Annotated in this window: 18 protein-coding genes and 1 other RNA gene; 16 read left to right on the forward strand and 3 right to left on the reverse strand. The window is 64.3% G+C overall.

Features of this window, described 5'->3' with window-relative positions; translation table 11 throughout:
* The 6 genes from rdgB to pepQ all read left to right on the forward strand — a co-directional run bounded on the left by rdgB (position 1) and on the right by pepQ (position 6,466).
* The gene (gene rdgB, locus FHW69_RS11980; RefSeq protein WP_183423309.1) at positions 1-591 is read left to right on the forward strand and encodes an RdgB/HAM1 family non-canonical purine NTP pyrophosphatase; all 591 of its coding nucleotides are present in this window, start codon (positions 1-3) and stop codon (positions 589-591) included.
* Complete coding sequence (gene hemW, locus FHW69_RS11985) at positions 591-1,748, forward strand: radical SAM family heme chaperone HemW (RefSeq protein WP_183423310.1); 1,158 nt, start codon at positions 591-593, stop codon at positions 1,746-1,748. The genes rdgB and hemW overlap by 1 nt, the downstream gene beginning before the upstream one ends.
* A gap of 87 nt (positions 1,749-1,835) precedes the next feature.
* Positions 1,836-4,061: a DUF1631 family protein gene (locus FHW69_RS11990; protein ID WP_183423311.1), complete on the forward strand. Its 2,226-nt coding sequence runs from the start codon at positions 1,836-1,838 to the stop codon at positions 4,059-4,061.
* A complete protein-coding gene (locus FHW69_RS11995; protein ID WP_183423312.1) occupies positions 4,058-4,399 on the forward strand; it encodes a PilZ domain-containing protein in 342 nt (113 codons plus the stop codon). The genes FHW69_RS11990 and FHW69_RS11995 overlap by 4 nt, the downstream gene beginning before the upstream one ends.
* Before the next feature lie 55 nt (positions 4,400-4,454).
* Positions 4,455-5,063 carry a hypothetical protein gene (locus tag FHW69_RS12000; RefSeq protein WP_183423313.1) on the forward strand — a complete coding sequence of 203 codons (609 nt, stop codon included), beginning with the start codon at positions 4,455-4,457 and terminating at the stop codon, positions 5,061-5,063.
* A gap of 80 nt (positions 5,064-5,143) precedes the next feature.
* On the forward strand, positions 5,144-6,466 hold the full coding sequence (gene pepQ / locus FHW69_RS12005) for a Xaa-Pro dipeptidase (RefSeq protein WP_183423314.1): 1,323 nt from the start codon (positions 5,144-5,146) through the stop codon (positions 6,464-6,466).
* Between the two features lie 94 nt (positions 6,467-6,560).
* On the opposite strand, the gene FHW69_RS12010 is transcribed toward pepQ, so the two are convergent.
* A complete protein-coding gene (locus FHW69_RS12010) occupies positions 6,561-7,634 on the reverse strand; it encodes a heparan-alpha-glucosaminide N-acetyltransferase domain-containing protein (RefSeq protein WP_183423315.1) in 1,074 nt (357 codons plus the stop codon).
* A gap of 125 nt (positions 7,635-7,759) precedes the next feature.
* Here FHW69_RS12010 and cydP point away from each other — a divergent pair, with 125 nt between their 5' ends.
* From cydP to cydX, 4 genes are read left to right on the forward strand one after another with little or no spacing between them, the layout of a single operon-like run.
* On the forward strand, positions 7,760-7,993 hold the full coding sequence (gene cydP / locus FHW69_RS12015) for a cytochrome oxidase putative small subunit CydP (RefSeq protein WP_183423316.1): 234 nt from the start codon (positions 7,760-7,762) through the stop codon (positions 7,991-7,993).
* The gene (locus FHW69_RS12020; protein ID WP_343204022.1) at positions 7,993-9,561 is read left to right on the forward strand and encodes a cytochrome ubiquinol oxidase subunit I; all 1,569 of its coding nucleotides are present in this window, start codon (positions 7,993-7,995) and stop codon (positions 9,559-9,561) included. The genes cydP and FHW69_RS12020 overlap by 1 nt, the downstream gene beginning before the upstream one ends.
* 11 nt (positions 9,562-9,572) lie before the next feature.
* A complete protein-coding gene (cydB, locus tag FHW69_RS12025; RefSeq protein ID WP_183423318.1) occupies positions 9,573-10,703 on the forward strand; it encodes a cytochrome d ubiquinol oxidase subunit II in 1,131 nt (376 codons plus the stop codon).
* A gap of 15 nt (positions 10,704-10,718) precedes the next feature.
* Positions 10,719-10,856: a cytochrome bd-I oxidase subunit CydX gene (gene cydX / locus FHW69_RS12030; protein ID WP_183423319.1), complete on the forward strand. Its 138-nt coding sequence runs from the start codon at positions 10,719-10,721 to the stop codon at positions 10,854-10,856.
* A 3-nt stretch (positions 10,857-10,859) separates the two neighbouring features.
* Here cydX and FHW69_RS12035 read toward each other — a convergent pair whose 3' ends face one another.
* Positions 10,860-12,158 carry an aminopeptidase P N-terminal domain-containing protein gene (locus FHW69_RS12035; protein ID WP_183423320.1) on the reverse strand — a complete coding sequence of 433 codons (1,299 nt, stop codon included), beginning with the start codon at positions 12,156-12,158 and terminating at the stop codon, positions 10,860-10,862.
* Positions 12,155-12,724: a UPF0149 family protein gene (locus FHW69_RS12040; protein WP_183423321.1), complete on the reverse strand. Its 570-nt coding sequence runs from the start codon at positions 12,722-12,724 to the stop codon at positions 12,155-12,157. The genes FHW69_RS12035 and FHW69_RS12040 overlap by 4 nt, the downstream gene beginning before the upstream one ends.
* A 105-nt stretch (positions 12,725-12,829) precedes the next feature.
* On the opposite strand from FHW69_RS12040, the gene FHW69_RS12045 reads away from it, so the two are divergent.
* From FHW69_RS12045 to rpiA, 6 genes are all read left to right on the forward strand, one after another.
* Positions 12,830-13,054, forward strand: a complete 225-nt coding sequence (locus tag FHW69_RS12045) for a TIGR02449 family protein (protein ID WP_183423322.1) — start codon at positions 12,830-12,832, stop codon at positions 13,052-13,054.
* Positions 13,055-13,061: 7 nt separating this feature from the next.
* Positions 13,062-13,376 (forward strand): cell division protein ZapA, encoded by a 315-nt coding sequence (locus FHW69_RS12050; protein WP_183423323.1) that lies wholly within the window; start codon positions 13,062-13,064, stop codon positions 13,374-13,376.
* An 8-nt stretch (positions 13,377-13,384) separates the two neighbouring features.
* Positions 13,385-13,567: non-coding RNA, 6S RNA (gene ssrS / locus FHW69_RS12055), on the forward strand.
* 111 nt (positions 13,568-13,678) lie between these two features.
* Positions 13,679-14,281 carry a 5-formyltetrahydrofolate cyclo-ligase gene (locus FHW69_RS12060; protein ID WP_183423324.1) on the forward strand — a complete coding sequence of 201 codons (603 nt, stop codon included), beginning with the start codon at positions 13,679-13,681 and terminating at the stop codon, positions 14,279-14,281.
* Positions 14,278-14,736 carry an EVE domain-containing protein gene (locus tag FHW69_RS12065; RefSeq protein ID WP_183423325.1) on the forward strand — a complete coding sequence of 153 codons (459 nt, stop codon included), beginning with the start codon at positions 14,278-14,280 and terminating at the stop codon, positions 14,734-14,736. Before FHW69_RS12060 ends, FHW69_RS12065 begins: the two co-directional genes overlap by 4 nt.
* Positions 14,733-15,371 carry a ribose-5-phosphate isomerase RpiA gene (gene rpiA, locus FHW69_RS12070; RefSeq protein WP_183423326.1) on the forward strand — a complete coding sequence of 213 codons (639 nt, stop codon included), beginning with the start codon at positions 14,733-14,735 and terminating at the stop codon, positions 15,369-15,371. The genes FHW69_RS12065 and rpiA overlap by 4 nt, the downstream gene beginning before the upstream one ends.
* The last annotated feature ends 15 nt before the right edge of the window (positions 15,372-15,386 follow it).

Here is a 15,386-nt window from a genome sequence, read left to right on the forward strand (position 1 = left end):
ATGCGTATCGTTCTGGGCTCCAGCAATGCCGGCAAGGTTGCCGAACTCAACCAGCTGCTGGAAGGCAGCGGCATCGACCTGGTGACCCAGACGTCGCTCGGCGTCACCGACGCGGACGAAACAGGCCTCACCTTTGTCGAGAACGCGCTAATCAAGGCGCGTCACGCAGCGCGCATCACCGGCCTGCCTGCACTCGCGGACGATTCAGGCATCTGCGTTGATGCCCTGGGCGGCGCGCCGGGCCTGTATGCGGCGCGCTACGCGGGCACGCATGGCGACAGCGCGGCAAACAACGCCAGGCTTTTGCGCGAACTCAACGGCGTGCAGCCGCCCTGCCGTCGTGCATATTTCATCGCGGTGCTCGTGCTGCTTCGCCATGCGGATGATCCGGCACCGCTGATCGCCGAAGGCCGCTGGTACGGGCAGATCCTCGACGCGCCGCGCGGTGAGAAAGGTTTCGGCTATGACCCGCTGTTCCTGCCCGATGGCCAGGACGTCAGCGCAGCCGAGCTCGATCCGGCCACCAAGAACCGCCTCAGCCATCGCGGTATCGCGCTGGACATCCTTCGCGCGCGTTTCGCGGAATTCTGATGTTGCTGACGCCGCCACCGCTGTCGCTGTACGTGCACATGCCGTGGTGTGTGAAGAAGTGTCCTTACTGCGATTTCAACTCGCACGGCGTGCGCGGTGCGCCGCCGTACGAGGCATACATCGACGTACTGCTGGCTGACCTCGATGCAGACCTTCGCGACTTTGCGCAGGCGCTGCACGGTCGTCCGGTGGAAACCGTGTTTTTCGGGGGCGGCACGCCCAGCCTGTTTGCACCCGAACTGGTCGGCCGCTTCCTGGACGGCGCGCGCGAGCGGCTGCCGTTCGCAGCGGATGCCGAGGTTACCCTGGAGACCAATCCGGGCACCGTCGAGCACGGCCGTTTCGACGGCTATCTGGCGGCCGGGGTCAACCGCATCTCCTTTGGCGTGCAGAGTTTCGACGACGACAAGCTGCGCCGCCTGGGCCGCATCCATTCGGCCGGCGAAGCCGAAGAGGCCGTGCGTCAGGCTCAGGATGCCGGGTACAGCAATATCAATCTGGACCTGATGTACGCCCTCCCCCAGCAGACCCTTGAAGGTGCGCTGGAGGACGTGGAACGAGCCATCGCGCTCGGCCCCACCCACATCTCGCATTACCAGCTCACGCTGGAACCGAACACTGTCTTTGCCGCCAATCCACCGCCCCTGCCCGATGACGATGCGGCATGGGCCATCCAGGAAGCGTGCGAAGCGCGGCTGGCCGCTGCGGGATATGGCCAGTACGAGATTTCTGCGTACGCCCAGCCGGGTCGCCGGTGCGCTCATAACCTCAACTACTGGCGCTTTGGCGACTACCTCGGCATTGGCGCGGGCGCGCACGGCAAGATCAGCGATGCGTCGGGCGTGCACCGGCGCTGGAAGTCCCGCCATCCAAACGCCTATATGGATGCCCCCGGGCTTCCGGCGCGCATCGGCGGCGACAGTCTGATCGAGGCAGCCGACCTCCCCTTCGAGTACATGCTCAACGCGCTGCGCCTCATCGACGGCGTGCCCGCTGCCGATTTTGCACAGCGGACAGGCCTGCCTGCCGCCGCGATTGCCGCCGACCGTGCCGCCTGCATTGCCCGTGGCTGGCTGCACGACGAGCCTGACCGCCTGAAGACGACCGAGCTGGGCCAACGCTTCCTCAACGACGTCATCGGCGCCTTCATGCACTGACTGGCCATATGGCCAGTCCATATGGCGCGCTGGCGCCATGCGCGGGGCACACCTAAACTAGGGCGAAGGTCGGGGAGGCCTTAACCCATGAGCGCAGAGCCGCAGGTCCCGTCGCCCAAGCCACGGGCGACCCGAGTCGCCCTTTCTGCGCGCGCCGTCCGCGAGGCTGGCGATGGACTGGAGATGTGCATCACCTGGATGCGCGTGCCGCTCCGTGATGCACTGCGCGAGTTTGATCAGCGCCTGTTTGCGCAAGCCGAACACACGCCCAATCATCTGGAGCAACAGGCGTGCTTTGAAAGTCGCGCCGCCATCCAGCGCGAAGGCGAAGCATTCCAGGAGCGCTTCATGGCGCACATCGTCCAGCGCTTCAGGCACCTGGGCGACATCGCCGAAGAACGCCCGACAACGCTCGATCACCTGACCCTGACCCTCGTCGACCCGGTAGAGCAGGAGCAGGACGACGCGCTGGCCAACATGAGCGCCCGCGCCGAAGCACGCAATGCCAGCACCCTGTTCGAGCTGGGTTACCGGATGGCCGTCCTCACTGGAACACCGCCGCTCGAAGGCACGTCCCTCCCCGTGGGACCGCGCGTGCTGACGGCTGCCCTGCGCGCTGCCGCCACACCCATCGTGCTTTCCCCGGCCCACCGGATACTGCTTTTTCAAGCCGTGGAACAGCGCCTGATCGGCCCTGCCGACGCGTTGTACGGTGCGATGAACGAACACTACAAAACGCGCGGCATCCTTCCGGGCTTTCGCGTGTTCCCGCATGCTCGCGTCCCCGCTCACGCGCATGCCGAACGACGTGCGCGACCGTCCGATGCGGTCCCGCCCTCCCTCGAAACGGCCGCCGCATCGTCCGGTGCAACGGCCGCAAGCCCCAACATCGGCGTGCTGGAAAGCCTTCGCGATCTGCTCGCTCAGCGCGTGCATCAGGCGCAGGCGACCCAGGCCGTGCAGAGCAGCCTTGCCACTGACGCCGAGCTGCAAACCGCGCTCTCCGCGCTGCAAGGCCACCTGTCTGAAGTGGCCGACAAGGCGTCGCGGGAAATCCGCAGCGCACAGCGCCTTCGTGAAGAACTGCTGGCTCAGCTGGATCTCCACCGCCCTGCCGGCTCGGGGCCCGCCGAACTCACTCCCGAGCACGGCGACACCGTCGAACTGACGGCGATGCTGTTTGAAAACCTGGCCCGGGAACTGCAAACGCACGGTGCAGGGCGCTCTGTGCTCGGTGGCCTGCAATGGCCGATTCTCCGCGCGGCAGTGAAGGACAAGGGTTTCTTCGACCAGCGCGAACATCCTGCACGACAGTTGCTCGACACCGTCGCTGAAGCCGCGCACGACTGGCTTGAGCCGTCCGATGGCGAAGCCGATCACGCGCTGGTCGCGCGCCTGGACAAGCTGGTGGAAGACGCCGGCCATGCGGACGCCATCGACCCTGCGTGGCGCGCAGACATCGAACAGCAGATCGCCCACCTGAGGCGCAAGGCACATGTTGCCGAGCGCCGCCAGATCGAGACGATGGAGGGGCGCGACCGTCTTGATCGCGCGCGCCGTCGTGCTGCCGAACTGATGCGCGAGCGCCTGGGTTTCGGCCCGAACGCGCCGCGTGGTGTCCTGCGCATCCTGCTCGAACGCACCTGGGCCGATGTGCTGTCGCTGCATATCCTTCGTGGCGGCGAGTCCAGTGAAGCCTTCGTTGCCTGTCTGGATGTGACCGATCAGCTGCTGGGGCGGCACCCGGTCACCGATCCCACGCGCCTGCGCTCGGATGTGGAAGACGGCCTTGAGCATCTGGGCATGCATCCGGATGAGGCCTCGCAGGTCGCACGTGGCCTGCTGGATGTGCCTTCGCGCGAAACGTATCCGGACGGCACAGCAAAAGAACGTCTCTCGCCCACCGACGTCGCCATGCGCCTCAAGCAGCGTCCACGTCTGGGCGACCACGGCCAGGATGCGCTGCCGGAACCCGAGCCCGCGCCACTGGATAGCCGTTCGCGCCGCATCTACGACGGATTTTCCGAGCTGCGCTTTGGCACATGGTTTGAATTCATCCACGCCGACGGAACACGCGCACACCGCAAACTCGCCTGGTTCTCGCCCGCCACCGGCCGCTGCCTGTTCGTGAATGCGCGTGGCATACGCTGCGACGATATCGACCTCACCCGCCTTGCCCGTCTGGTGTCCACGGGGGAAGCACGCGAGTGGTCGGAACAGCGATCCTCCTTCATCGACCGCGCCTGGTCAGCCGTGGCGCGCAATCTGCGCCGGGCAGGCCAGCGTCCTGATTCCATGGCGGACTCCGCATGAGCGACATCGAACAGCGCCGCGCACCGCGCAAGCGCGCCACCCAGCGAATGCCCGTGGTCGATGTCATGACCGAGCAGGTCATCGGCCAGCTGGGCAACCTGTCTGCCACCGGCCTGATGCTGATCGGACACGCGCCCCGTGCCGGTGGCGTGTATCAGGTGGCATTTGCGTTGCGCGATGCTCAACAGCGTGAGCATCACGTCCAGATCGGCATCCAGGAGCAGTGGCAGGAACCGGCCGCCACGCAGGGACAGACCTGGTCCGGCTACCGCATTGTGGCGGCCACCGATAAAGATGTACGCGCCATCGACGAGTGGATTGGCCCCGCAGCAGACTAGACCGCGATGCCTCCGGGCGCGCACCATGTCGCGCCAGAGGTTGTAAGCGGAAACGATGAATCACGACACCACGATCCTTGTGGACACCCAGCTCGAACGCGACGATGCAGCCGCGGCCGCGATGGATATCTACCTGCGTCTGGCCGGCGAAGGCATGCTTTCCCCGCAGCTGGAAAATGCCGAAACGCCGAGGTTCCGCTTGCTGGACACGCGCCTGGCCGGCCCCGGGATCCACGCAGTCACTCTGCACGCCACGGGTCACAAATGGGTGCACGACGGCATGGCGGCACGGCTGGTCGAAGGAGGCAGGGAAAACGGCATCTTCTGCCGTTACGACGGCATCTTCGTGGTGCAGTGCCCTGATTGCCGGCACGAGCTGTCGTTGGGCGACGAAGGCAGCGAAGCGCTGGAGGAAGCGCTCTCGGTGTGGTGCGAGGCGCCCGATTCGGCGTATGTCGCTTGCCCCGCGTGCGCCACATGGACACCACTGCCTGCCTGGCGCTCGCCCCGTCGTGATTTCGCGGTGGGCCACTTTGCCATTTCGTTGCACGGCACGCAGTTGCATGAGCTTTCGCGCGGCGGCGGCAGCCATGCGGCACTGGCCCTGCGTCATCGACTGGGGGATCTGGCCGGCGAATTCACCGTGGTTTACGGCCGGAGTTAGCTCGCAAGGGTTGGCTCGGGGCGCCCAGAAGCGCACCATTGGGGTTTGCCGTTTCAAGCCCACTTCCCCCGGAGTCAGCCATGACAGATACGCTCGCCGCGCTTTATCCCCAGCACCTCGCCACGCTGCGCGAGCGCACCGACACTGCGCTTGCGCGCGGTGGCTTCGACACCCTGGTGGTGCCGGCCGGCCGACCGATCACCAAGTTCCTGGACGACCAGGACTATCCGTTCATCGTCAATCCGCATTTCAAGCACTGGCTGCCGCTCACCGATGCGCCGGGCAGCTGGCTGGTCTACACGCCGGGCAACAAGCCGAAGCTCATTTTCCTGCAGCCGCGCGACTACTGGCACGTGGTGCCGGAAGCTCCGTCCGGCTACTGGGTGGACCATTTCGACATCGTGATCGTGCGCAAGCCCGCCGACGCCATTGCCGAACTTCCCGCCGCCACCGCCCGGTGCGCCATCATCGGCGACGATCACTGCTCGCTGCAGGACGTGCGCCCGAACAATCCGCAGGTCGTCATCGACCACCTGCACTATCACCGCGCCTATAAGACGCCGTACGAACTGGAACTGATGCGCGAAGCCAGCCGTCGCGGCACGCGCGGCCATCGCGCCGCAGAGCAGGCCTTCCGCGCCGGTGAAAGCGAATTCGGCATCCACATGGCCTACCTCAAGGCTGTGGGCCAGATCGACGCCGAACTGCCGTACGCCAGCATCGTGGGCCTCAACGAACACGGCGCGGTGTTGCACTACACGAACTTCGACCGCTCGGCGCCCGCCGCGCTGCGTTCGTTCCTCATCGACGCCGGTGCCAGCGCCAGCGGTTACGCCAGCGATATCACGCGCACCTACGCCAGCGCGGATGCCGGCGAGTTCCAGGCGCTCATCGACTCCGTCGACGCGGCCGAACGCGGCTTCGTGGCCAAAGTTCGCCACGGCCAGAGCTACCCGGACCTGCACGTCCACGCCCACCACGTGCTGGCTGGCGTGCTGCGCGAGCACGGCTTCATCCGCATGAGCCCGGAAAGCGCCGTGGAATCGGGCGTCTCCGCCGCCTTCTTCCCGCATGGCCTCGGCCATGGCATCGGCATGCAGGTACATGACGTCGCTGGCTTCCAGGCGTCGGAAACCGGCGGCACCATCGCCAGGCCCGAAGGTCATCCGTATCTGCGCCTCACCCGTGAGCTGGGCGCCGGCATGGTAGTCACCATCGAGCCGGGCATCTACTTCATCGACATGCTCCTTGCCGAACTGAAGAACAAGCCCGTCGCCAGCGACATCGACTGGGCAAAGGTTGATCGCTTCCGCCAGTACGGTGGCATCCGCATCGAAGACGACGTGGTGTGCACCACCGGCGAGCCGGAAAATCTCACGCGCGACGCTTTCGCAGCGCTGTAAGCAGACACGGCAGGAGCAGTCCGCCGCGATGCGGACTGCTCCTGCCGAACTTGCTGCCAGCCCAGGCGTGCCGCGACGGCGAACGTCGCCGCCGCTACACCTTGAGATAGATGCGGCGTGCGTCCATCCGCTTCACGACCAGCCACCACACCAGCACGAACACCAGGCCATAGGCCAGCGACGGTACGTATGGCCCGAACAGCGGCGTCATCCAGCCGGCGAAACCATGCTGATAAAGCGGGCCGGCCACCCCGAGTCCGATCAGCAGGTAAACCATCAGACCCGAACCCGCATAGGCCGCGATGGCGTTGACGCCAAAGGCGCGACCCAGCGCGGGCCAGCCGCGCCGGTCAATCAGATAGTGGGCAGTCGCCAGAGCCAGCATGGCCCAGCCTGCGGTCCACAGTACATACGACGGCGTCCACAGATTCTTGTTGAGCGGCTGCCACAGCGACAGCAGCGCCCCCGCCACCCCACTCACCACGGCGGCAGCCAGCAACGCCCTGAGGTTGCCTCGACGCAGCCAGTCGCCTGCCCGCATGCCAAGAATCGTGGTGGCCAGCGATGGGAGCGTGCTGAGGAGCCCCTCCGGGTCGTGCCCCCGGCCGGTGGCCGGATCAAGCGCATACACAAACGACCCCAGCACGGCGCTGTCGAAACGGCTGGCGATATTGGTCCACGGCTCGAGAGAACCGCCAGCCTGAAGCAGCAGCGCGTAACCGACCAGCAGCACCGCCATGAGCGTCCATTGCATGCGCGGTGGCGCGTGAATGGCCAGAAGCGCGGCGGCGGCAAAACACAGGCCGATGCGCTGGAGCACCCCGGGAAGGCGCAGATGCGCATCGGGTACCACCAACCACGCCAGCAGGTTAAGTAGAAACCCCAGTGCGACGATGCGAACCGCCCGCCACAATGCAGCACGCTGGACAGGAGCAGCCGGCGCGCCCGCTTCCATTTTCGGCACGATGGCAAGGGTGATCGACACACCGACGATGAAGAGAAACAGCGGGAAAATGAGGTCGGTGGGCGTGCAGCCATGCCACGAGGAATGCTCCAGCGGCCAGTACACATGCCCCCAGTCACCGGGATCGTTGACCAGCAACATCGCCGCCACGGTCAGACCGCGGAGGGCGTCGACCGAGGCGTAGCGCACAGCTCGTGATGACATGGACACGTATCGTGGACCCTGAAGGACGCTAGCCTAACGCGCCATGGCTTACTTGCCATCCCTGTTGCACAGAGCCTGCACCGACGCGCTAGGATGCAGGTCAGGGTCAAAACCGGAGCCGTTCAATGGACGCAATGGTTCGACGACGGGCACCACGCTGGCGTGATCGGCGCCCTCTCCCACGGCTAGCCCTTGAGCTGACGGGCATCGTTGTCATCAAGCTCGCCGTGCTGATGCTCATCTGGTACGTAGCCATCCGGCCCCTGCCCCGTGCAGACACCTCGCCCGATGCCGTGGGCAAGCTGCTTGGTCCCGCTTCCTCAGCCACCGTCACTCCAGCCAGGGAACACCAGCCATGATCGTCGATCCCGATGTTGTCGGGTTGTCACGCCTGCAATTCGCACTGACTGCGCTGTATCACTTCCTGTTCGTTCCACTGACGCTGGGCATGGCCTTCATGCTGGCGATCATGGAAAGCGTCTATGTGATGACGGGGCGCGAAGTCTGGAAACGCATGACGCAGTTCTGGGGCGTGCTCTTTGGCATCAACTTCGCCATGGGCGTGGCCACCGGCGTCACCATGGAATTCCAGTTCGGTACCAACTGGGCGTACTACTCCCACTACGTTGGTGACATCTTCGGCGCGCCGCTGGCCATCGAAGGCATGATGGCCTTCTTCCTGGAAGGCACGCTGGTGGGCCTGTTCTTCTTCGGCTGGGATCGCATCTCCCGCGTGAAACATCTGCTGGTCACCTGGTTTCTGGCGCTGGCCACCAGCCTGTCCGCGCTGTGGATTCTGATCGCGAATGCCTGGATGCAGAATCCCGTGGGCGCGGCATTCAACCCGCAGACCATGCGCATGGAAGTCACCTCGTTCAAGGACGTGATCTTCAATCCCGTGGCCCAGTCGAAGTTCGTGCACACGGTAAGCGCCGGCTACACGATGGGAGCGATGTTCGTGCTGTCCATCAGCGCCTGGTATCTGCTTCGCGGTCGCAATATCGATTTCGCCAAGCGATCCATGACCGTTGCTGCCAGCTTCGGACTGGCGGCCGCCCTGTCTGTCGTCGTGCTGGGTGACGAGTCCGGATACACCGTTTCGGAAAACCAGAAAATGAAGATGGCGGCCATCGAGGCCATGTGGGAAACCGAGCCCGCACCGGCATCGTTCACTCTGTTTGGCCTTCCAGACGTAAAAAACCACGAAACCCGCCTGGCTGTTCGCGTTCCCTGGGTCATGGGCCTGATCGGCACGCGATCCATCGACACGCCGATCCCGGGTATCCGCAACCTGGTGGACGATGCGAAGGTACGCATCAGCCATGGCATCGAAGCCTACGATGCCATGCTGATCCTACGTGAGAACAAGAACGACGCACAGGCCAGCGCCATCCTTGCGATGCACGACAAGGACATGGGTTATGCGCTGCTGCTGAAGCGCTTCATCGACGATCCCCGCAAGGCAACTCCCGCCGATATCGAGAAAGCAGCCGACAGCACCATTCCCAATGTGCCCGTGCTGTTCTGGGCCTTCCGCATCATGGTGGCCTGCGGCCTCTACTTCATCGCACTCTTTGGCTATGCGTTCTGGCGCGCCAGCAAACGACGTCTGGACGGAAGGGGATTCCTGCGCGTGGCACTGTGGAGCCTGCCGCTACCCTGGGTGGCCGCCGAGCTTGGCTGGATCGTGGCCGAGTACGGCCGCCAGCCGTGGGCCATCGAGGGTGTGCTGCCCACCGCACTGGGAGCCTCGTCGCTGACCAGCGGGCAAGTGTGGATATCACTGGGTGGCTTTGTGCTCTTCTACACCGCGCTGGCGGTGGTGGACGGTTATCTGATGTTGAAGTTCGCGCGTAAAGGACCGGACGGCCTCGGACTCTGGCCCAAGCGCCCGGATGCCATTCCTCCCACTGCCGCCACGGCCTGAAGGAGAACGCCATGTTCGACTACGACGTGCTGAGGGTGATCTGGTGGGCGCTGATCGGTGTGCTGCTTGCCGGCTTCGCCATCATGGACGGCTTCGATTTCGGCGTGGCCGCGCTGCTGCGCGTGCTGGGGCGCACGGAGGAAGAACGCATCGTCCTGCTCGAAACGATCGAACCTACCTGGGAAGGCAACCAGGTGTGGTTCATCCTGGGCGGCGGCGCGGTGTTTGCCGCGTGGCCGCTGCTGTACGCAGCATCGTTTTCGGGCCTGTACGTCGCGATGTTCGTGCTGCTTCTCGCGTTTATCGTGCGCCCGGTCGGCTTCAACTTTCGCGAGAAAGTGGAGAATCCGCGCTCGAAACTCATCTGGGACAGCGGACTGATCGCATCGGGCGTCATCGTGATGCTGGTGTGCGGCGTCGCGTTCGGCAATCTCTTCCTCGGATTGCCTTTCCGCTTCGACGGCGACCTGCGCATGAGCTGGGACGGCAGCTTCTTCGCACTGTTTCGTCCGTTCGCCTTGTTGGGCGGACTGGTGAGCCTCAGCATGCTGACGGCACACGGCGCCACGTGGGCGGCGATGAAGGCGGATCACAGCATCGCCGTGCGCGCCGCCAACATCGCGCGCATCGCATCGGCGTTGCACGTGGTGCTCTACGTGCTTGCCGGCATCTGGCTGGCCTATGGCATTCCCGGTTACGCGATCTCCGGCCCGGTGGTCACCGATGCCGTCTCCAACCCGATGTTCAAGCAGGTCGCCATTGGCGGCAGCTGGTTCGCCAGCTATCTGATCCACCCGTGGTTCTGGGCGGCGCCGGTCATTGCCATCGTGGGTGCGCTGGGCGTGCAGATCTTCGTGGGCAGACGCGGATTCGCGGGCTTCGGGTGCAGTGCACTGGCTGTCGGAGGCACCATCGCCTCGGCGGGCTTCGCGCTGTTCCCCTTCCTGATGCCTTCGGCGCTGGACCCGGTGTCCAGCCTTACCGTGTGGGACGCTTCATCCAGCCGCGGCACGCTTCTGACGATGCTGTTCGTCACCGCCGTGTTCATGCCGGTCATCATCCTCTACACCGCCTGGGTGTACCGGGTGATGCGCGGCCGGGTCACGCTTGAGCACGTGCGCAAATCGCACGGCATGTACTGAAGGAGGAGCAGGACGATGTGGTATTTCGCCTGGATTCTGGGTCTTGGACTCGCCTGCACGTTCGCCATTCTGAACGCAATGTGGTTCGAGGTGCATGCAGACGATGAGGCGCACGCGAAGAAGGAGGCGACGCCGTTGTCCGAAGGCACCTGAGCGTCAGTCAGCCCACTCCAGCGCGTCCATGCCCCGGGGTACGGACGCCGTCAGGATATCGGGCGCGGCGCGCGTCACCGCCACATCGTCTTCGATACGGATGCCGATGCCGCGCCAGCGCTCTGCCACACCCGTTTCGCCGGGCGGCACGTAAATGCCCGGCTCGACCGTGACCACCATGCCTTCTTCCAGCACGCGCGGCTCGCCGTCGATGCGGTAGTCGCCCACGTCGTGCACATCCAGTCCGAGCCAGTGACCGGTCTTGCTGGGGAAGAACGTGCGGTAGCTGCCATCGGCAATGGCCTGATCGGCGCCACCCCGGATGAGGCCCAGCGCACACAGGCCCTCGGTAATCACGCGCACGGCAGCATCGTGGGCCGCGCCAAAGGATCGGCCGGGGCGCACCTGTTCAATGGCGGCGTGCTGGGCTTCCAGCACGATGTCGTACAACGCGCGCTGTTCGTTCGAGAAACGCCCGTTGACCGGAAATGTTCGCGTAATGTCGGACGCATAGCACTCGACTTCCGCGCCCGCGTCGATCAGCAACAGGTCCCCCGCGCGCAAGGTGGCCCGGTTGGCCTGATAGTGCATGACGCAGGCGTTGACGCCGCCGGCTACCGTGGGCGGAAACGCTGGTACGGCACCGCGGCTGCGCATCACACGCAGCATTTCGCCTTCCACTTCGTATTCGGCGACGCCTGGCCGGGCCATGGCCATGGCCGCCATGTGTGCCGCCGACGCGACATCCGCTGCCTGGCGCATCAGTGCCAGTTCGTCGCGCGACTTGAACAGGCGCATGTCGTGCAGGAGATGCCCCAGAGCCACCAGGTCCTTCGGCACCACACCACCACCGCGCGCGGTGCGCAGACGGCGCATCCAGCCCAGCAGGCGCGCGTCGAAATCCGGTTCGCGCCCAAAGTGACAGTACACGCGTGCCCTGCCCTCGATCATGCCGGGCAGGATGTCGTCGATATCGTCGATGGGAAACGCGTCGTCGACGCGAAATTCCTTCACGGCCCGGTCGGTACCGATGCGCTCGCCATCCCAGCGCTCCCGTTCGACGTCCCGTTCGCGGCAAAACAGCACCACTTCACCGTGAGCGCGACCGGGCAAGAGGGCCAGTACGGCTTCGGGCTCGGGAAAGCCGGTGAGGTAGTGGAAGTCGGAATCCTGCCGGTACGGCCAGGGGGCATCGGCATTGCGCATGCGCTCGGGTGCGGCGGACACCAGAAGAACGGCGTCTTCGCCGGCCATGTGCATGAGTTCCCGGCGACGCCGGGCGAATTCCGCCGTGGAGATCAATGCAGGGTATCGCTGGCCGGCCGTTCCTGATTGCTGAGTTCAGCGTGCAGCAGCAGGGCACCGACGCGGACAAATTCGATGATCTCGATCAGGGCGTCCTCGTCTTCTTCTGAGTCTTCAGCGAATTCAAACTCCGTAACGGCGATGGTCGCCATGTCGCTGAGCAGTTCCTTCGCCTCGTCTGTGAGGCCGTCCTTCGCGCGATTGGCGCCGCCGCCAAGACCCAGGCCGCCAAGAAAGCCACGGGTCCAGTCGGACAGGGCTTCGGCACGTTCGGCCAGCGTGGAATCGTCATCCGGCAGCCAGGGCTGGAAGCCGAGGTCCGAATCCGCCAGTTCGCGGTCGGTCTGGTCGCGCAGGCGGACCAGGATGCGCAGTTCGTCCGGGGTGGGCGCTTCGCCGGGCTCGAAATGCAGTGCTTCAAGCACCGCACCGCCCTGAAAACGGCCGCCGCCACTGATGAACCCGGCAAGCGAGCCGTGCAGTTCGCTGACCGACGCGGAGAGCTTCACGCGGTTGACGAGATCGAAGATGTCGTCAGGTTCGACGATGGGATTGGCCGTCATGACGCGGCTCCTGGCAAGGACTGGATAAGACAGTTTAATCCACTGTAAAACCCTGTGCCTTCACCGCCTGCTGACAAGCCCATGGGTCCTGTTATAGTTCGCCGCATGAGCACTCCGGAAGCGGTCAAGACCGAAATTGAAGCCTTGAGCCAGTCCCTGGACCGGCTCGTGGAGACTGTGCGGCGTCTCACCGAGGAAAACCGCAGCCTGCGGCATAGCCAGGAACAACTGGCCAACGAACGTGCGGGCCTCATGGCGCGCAATGAACAGGCGCGCAGTCGCGTCGAAGCGATGATTCAGCGCCTCAAGGCGCTGGAAAACACCGGCTGAGAAACCCATGAGCACCGTATCCAACGCCAGCGAGCCTGTTGCACTGCGCCTGCTCGACCGCGAGTTTCACATTGCCTGCGCGCCGGATGAACGCGCGGGACTCGTTGCTGCTGCCCAGTTCCTGGACGGCAAGATGCGCGATCTCAAGTCCCATGCCAAAGCGCCCGGGTTTGATCGCATTGCCGTGCTGGCCGCAGTCAGCATCGCCCATGAACTGCTTGCGCTGCGCAAGGAGCATGAGTCGCAGGAACAGGTGCTGACTGAAGGCCTGGCTTCTTTGCGCAGAAAACTTGATGGCATGCTCGACGCACCGGTAAAATAAGCGTCAGGCGTTCCCTGCGGTGTTTGCCAGCGCACTTTACATTTGCCTTGTTCCTACATACGACCCCGGGTCGGCTTTTCATGATGGTTGTGCATGTCCGCCGCGTGCGGAAAGCCTCGAAGTCATGTAGCTCTCCCACCTGATCCTTTGGATCAAGGTCGTTTGGTGCGCAGCGGCATCGCGGAGAACGCCTCTCCTTTCCAAGGCCGACCGGTTACGCTTGTGGCCGGTCAGCGCTTCATCCGGCTTGATGGATGCAGCGGCTCGACGGCAACCCCACCTCCACCCCGGGTAACCGACCCATGCCAAAGCAATCCGAGAGAGGCGCGATTCGCGGCGATCTGGTCCAGCGCCGTCGCCAGTTGAAGCCCGCCGAGCGCGTCGCTGCCGCACAGGGCCTGCGCCACTCGCTGGAACAGCTCCCTGAATTCCTCACTGATGTGAACGTCGCCGGTTACTGGGCCACGGGCGGCGAGCTGCCGCTGAATCTTGCCATCGCGCCACTGGCCGGTCGCGGCCAGCAGTTCTATCTGCCCGTCGTTGGTACCGACAAGCGCCTGACCTTCGAACCGTGGAACACGGGCGACGAGATCAAGCCCAGCCGGCTGGGCATTCCCGAGCCCACCCCCAGCGACAACGGCATCACGCCGGACAGGCTCGACCTGGTACTGGTGCCGCTGCTCGGCTTCGACCGGCGCGGCAACCGCCTTGGATTTGGTGGCGGCTACTACGACCGCAGCTTCGCGTTCCTGCGTGAACGCACGCGTCCGACCCGGCCGCTGCTGGTTGGCATCGGTTATTCGTTTCAGGAGCTGGACGACATCGTTCGCGCAGACTGGGATGTCACGCTCGATTACATCGCCACCGACAAAGAACTGATCGACTGCACCGGCTCGAATAAATGAAATACTGGTTGATGAAGTCCGAACCGGACGCCTTCTCCATCGACGACCTCGAACGCAACGGCATCGAACCCTGGGACGGCGTACGCAATTACCAGGCACGAAACTTCATGCGTGATGGCATGAAGGTCGGCGACAAGATCTTCTTCTACCATTCCAATTGCGACGTGCCCGGCATCGTGGGCATTGCTTCGGTGGCCTCACTGGCCTATCCGGACGAGAGTCAGTTCAACCCCAAAAGCAAGTATTACGACGAGAAAGCCACGCGGGAAGAACCACGCTGGGTGCACGTCGACGTGAAGTTCGAGCGCAAGCTCAAGCGCACCATCTCGCTCGAAGAACTGAAAAACCTCGATGAACTGGCCGACATGGCACTGGTTCGCAAGGGCAACCGACTTTCTGTCATGCCGGTCGCCAAAGGCGACTGGGATTTCATCCTGTCCCTGGAAAAGAAATGAATCAGGCGAACGAGAAGCGACTGGCTGGCGAAGCGGCCATCCGTTTTGTCGAAAAAGGCGTGATCGGCGTGGGCACCGGCTCCACCGTCAACTTTTTCATCGACGCGCTGGCCGATGTGCGTGACCGCATTGAAGGCGCGGTATCCAGCTCGGAACAGTCGACCGAGCGCCTGAAGAAGCTGGGCATTCCGGTCCTTGACCTCAATGCTGCGGGTCCACTGGCGCTGTATGTGGATGGCGCCGACGAGTGCGACACGCACAAGCGCCTCATCAAGGGCGGTGGCGCGGCACTCACGCGTGAGAAGATCGTGGCTGCTGCGTCCGAACGCTTCGTCTGCATCATCGACTCCACCAAGCAGGTGGACGTCCTCGGCACGTTCCCGCTGCCTATCGAAGTTATCCCGATGGCACGCAGTCATGTCGCGCGGGAAATTGCCCGTCGCGGCGGCCAGCCCGTGTGGCGTGACGGCGTTGTCACCGACAACGGCGGCTGGATTCTCGATGTGCACGGATGGAAGATCACCGATCCGGTGGCGCTCGAAGCGGAACTCAACCAGATCACTGGCGTGGTTGCCGTAGGCCTGTTCGCCAAACGCGCCGCCGACGTGGTGCTGGTCGGCAACCGCGAAATCTGATCCATTCCAGACCAT

Origin of the sequence: Luteibacter sp. Sphag1AF, from assembly GCF_014192715.1 — a bacterium.
Lineage (GTDB): Bacteria > Pseudomonadota > Gammaproteobacteria > Xanthomonadales > Rhodanobacteraceae > Luteibacter.

Coding starts and splice junctions, on each gene's coding strand:
- cydX (WP_183423319.1), top strand. CDS start 10,719: ATGTGGTATTTCGCCTGGATTCTGGGTCTTGGACTCGCCTGCACGTTC.
- FHW69_RS12065 (WP_183423325.1), top strand. CDS start 14,278: ATGAAATACTGGTTGATGAAGTCCGAACCGGACGCCTTCTCCATCGAC.
- FHW69_RS11995 (WP_183423312.1), top strand. CDS start 4,058: ATGAGCGACATCGAACAGCGCCGCGCACCGCGCAAGCGCGCCACCCAG.
- cydB (WP_183423318.1), top strand. CDS start 9,573: ATGTTCGACTACGACGTGCTGAGGGTGATCTGGTGGGCGCTGATCGGT.
- pepQ (WP_183423314.1), top strand. CDS start 5,144: ATGACAGATACGCTCGCCGCGCTTTATCCCCAGCACCTCGCCACGCTG.
- cydP (WP_183423316.1), top strand. CDS start 7,760: ATGGACGCAATGGTTCGACGACGGGCACCACGCTGGCGTGATCGGCGC.
- hemW (WP_183423310.1), top strand. CDS start 591: ATGTTGCTGACGCCGCCACCGCTGTCGCTGTACGTGCACATGCCGTGG.
- FHW69_RS12040 (WP_183423321.1), bottom strand. CDS start 12,724: ATGACGGCCAATCCCATCGTCGAACCTGACGACATCTTCGATCTCGTC.
- FHW69_RS12050 (WP_183423323.1), top strand. CDS start 13,062: ATGAGCACCGTATCCAACGCCAGCGAGCCTGTTGCACTGCGCCTGCTC.
- FHW69_RS12010 (WP_183423315.1), bottom strand. CDS start 7,634: ATGTCATCACGAGCTGTGCGCTACGCCTCGGTCGACGCCCTCCGCGGT.
- rpiA (WP_183423326.1), top strand. CDS start 14,733: ATGAATCAGGCGAACGAGAAGCGACTGGCTGGCGAAGCGGCCATCCGT.
- rdgB (WP_183423309.1), top strand. CDS start 1: ATGCGTATCGTTCTGGGCTCCAGCAATGCCGGCAAGGTTGCCGAACTC.
- FHW69_RS12045 (WP_183423322.1), top strand. CDS start 12,830: ATGAGCACTCCGGAAGCGGTCAAGACCGAAATTGAAGCCTTGAGCCAG.
- FHW69_RS12060 (WP_183423324.1), top strand. CDS start 13,679: ATGCCAAAGCAATCCGAGAGAGGCGCGATTCGCGGCGATCTGGTCCAG.
- FHW69_RS11990 (WP_183423311.1), top strand. CDS start 1,836: ATGAGCGCAGAGCCGCAGGTCCCGTCGCCCAAGCCACGGGCGACCCGA.
- FHW69_RS12000 (WP_183423313.1), top strand. CDS start 4,455: ATGAATCACGACACCACGATCCTTGTGGACACCCAGCTCGAACGCGAC.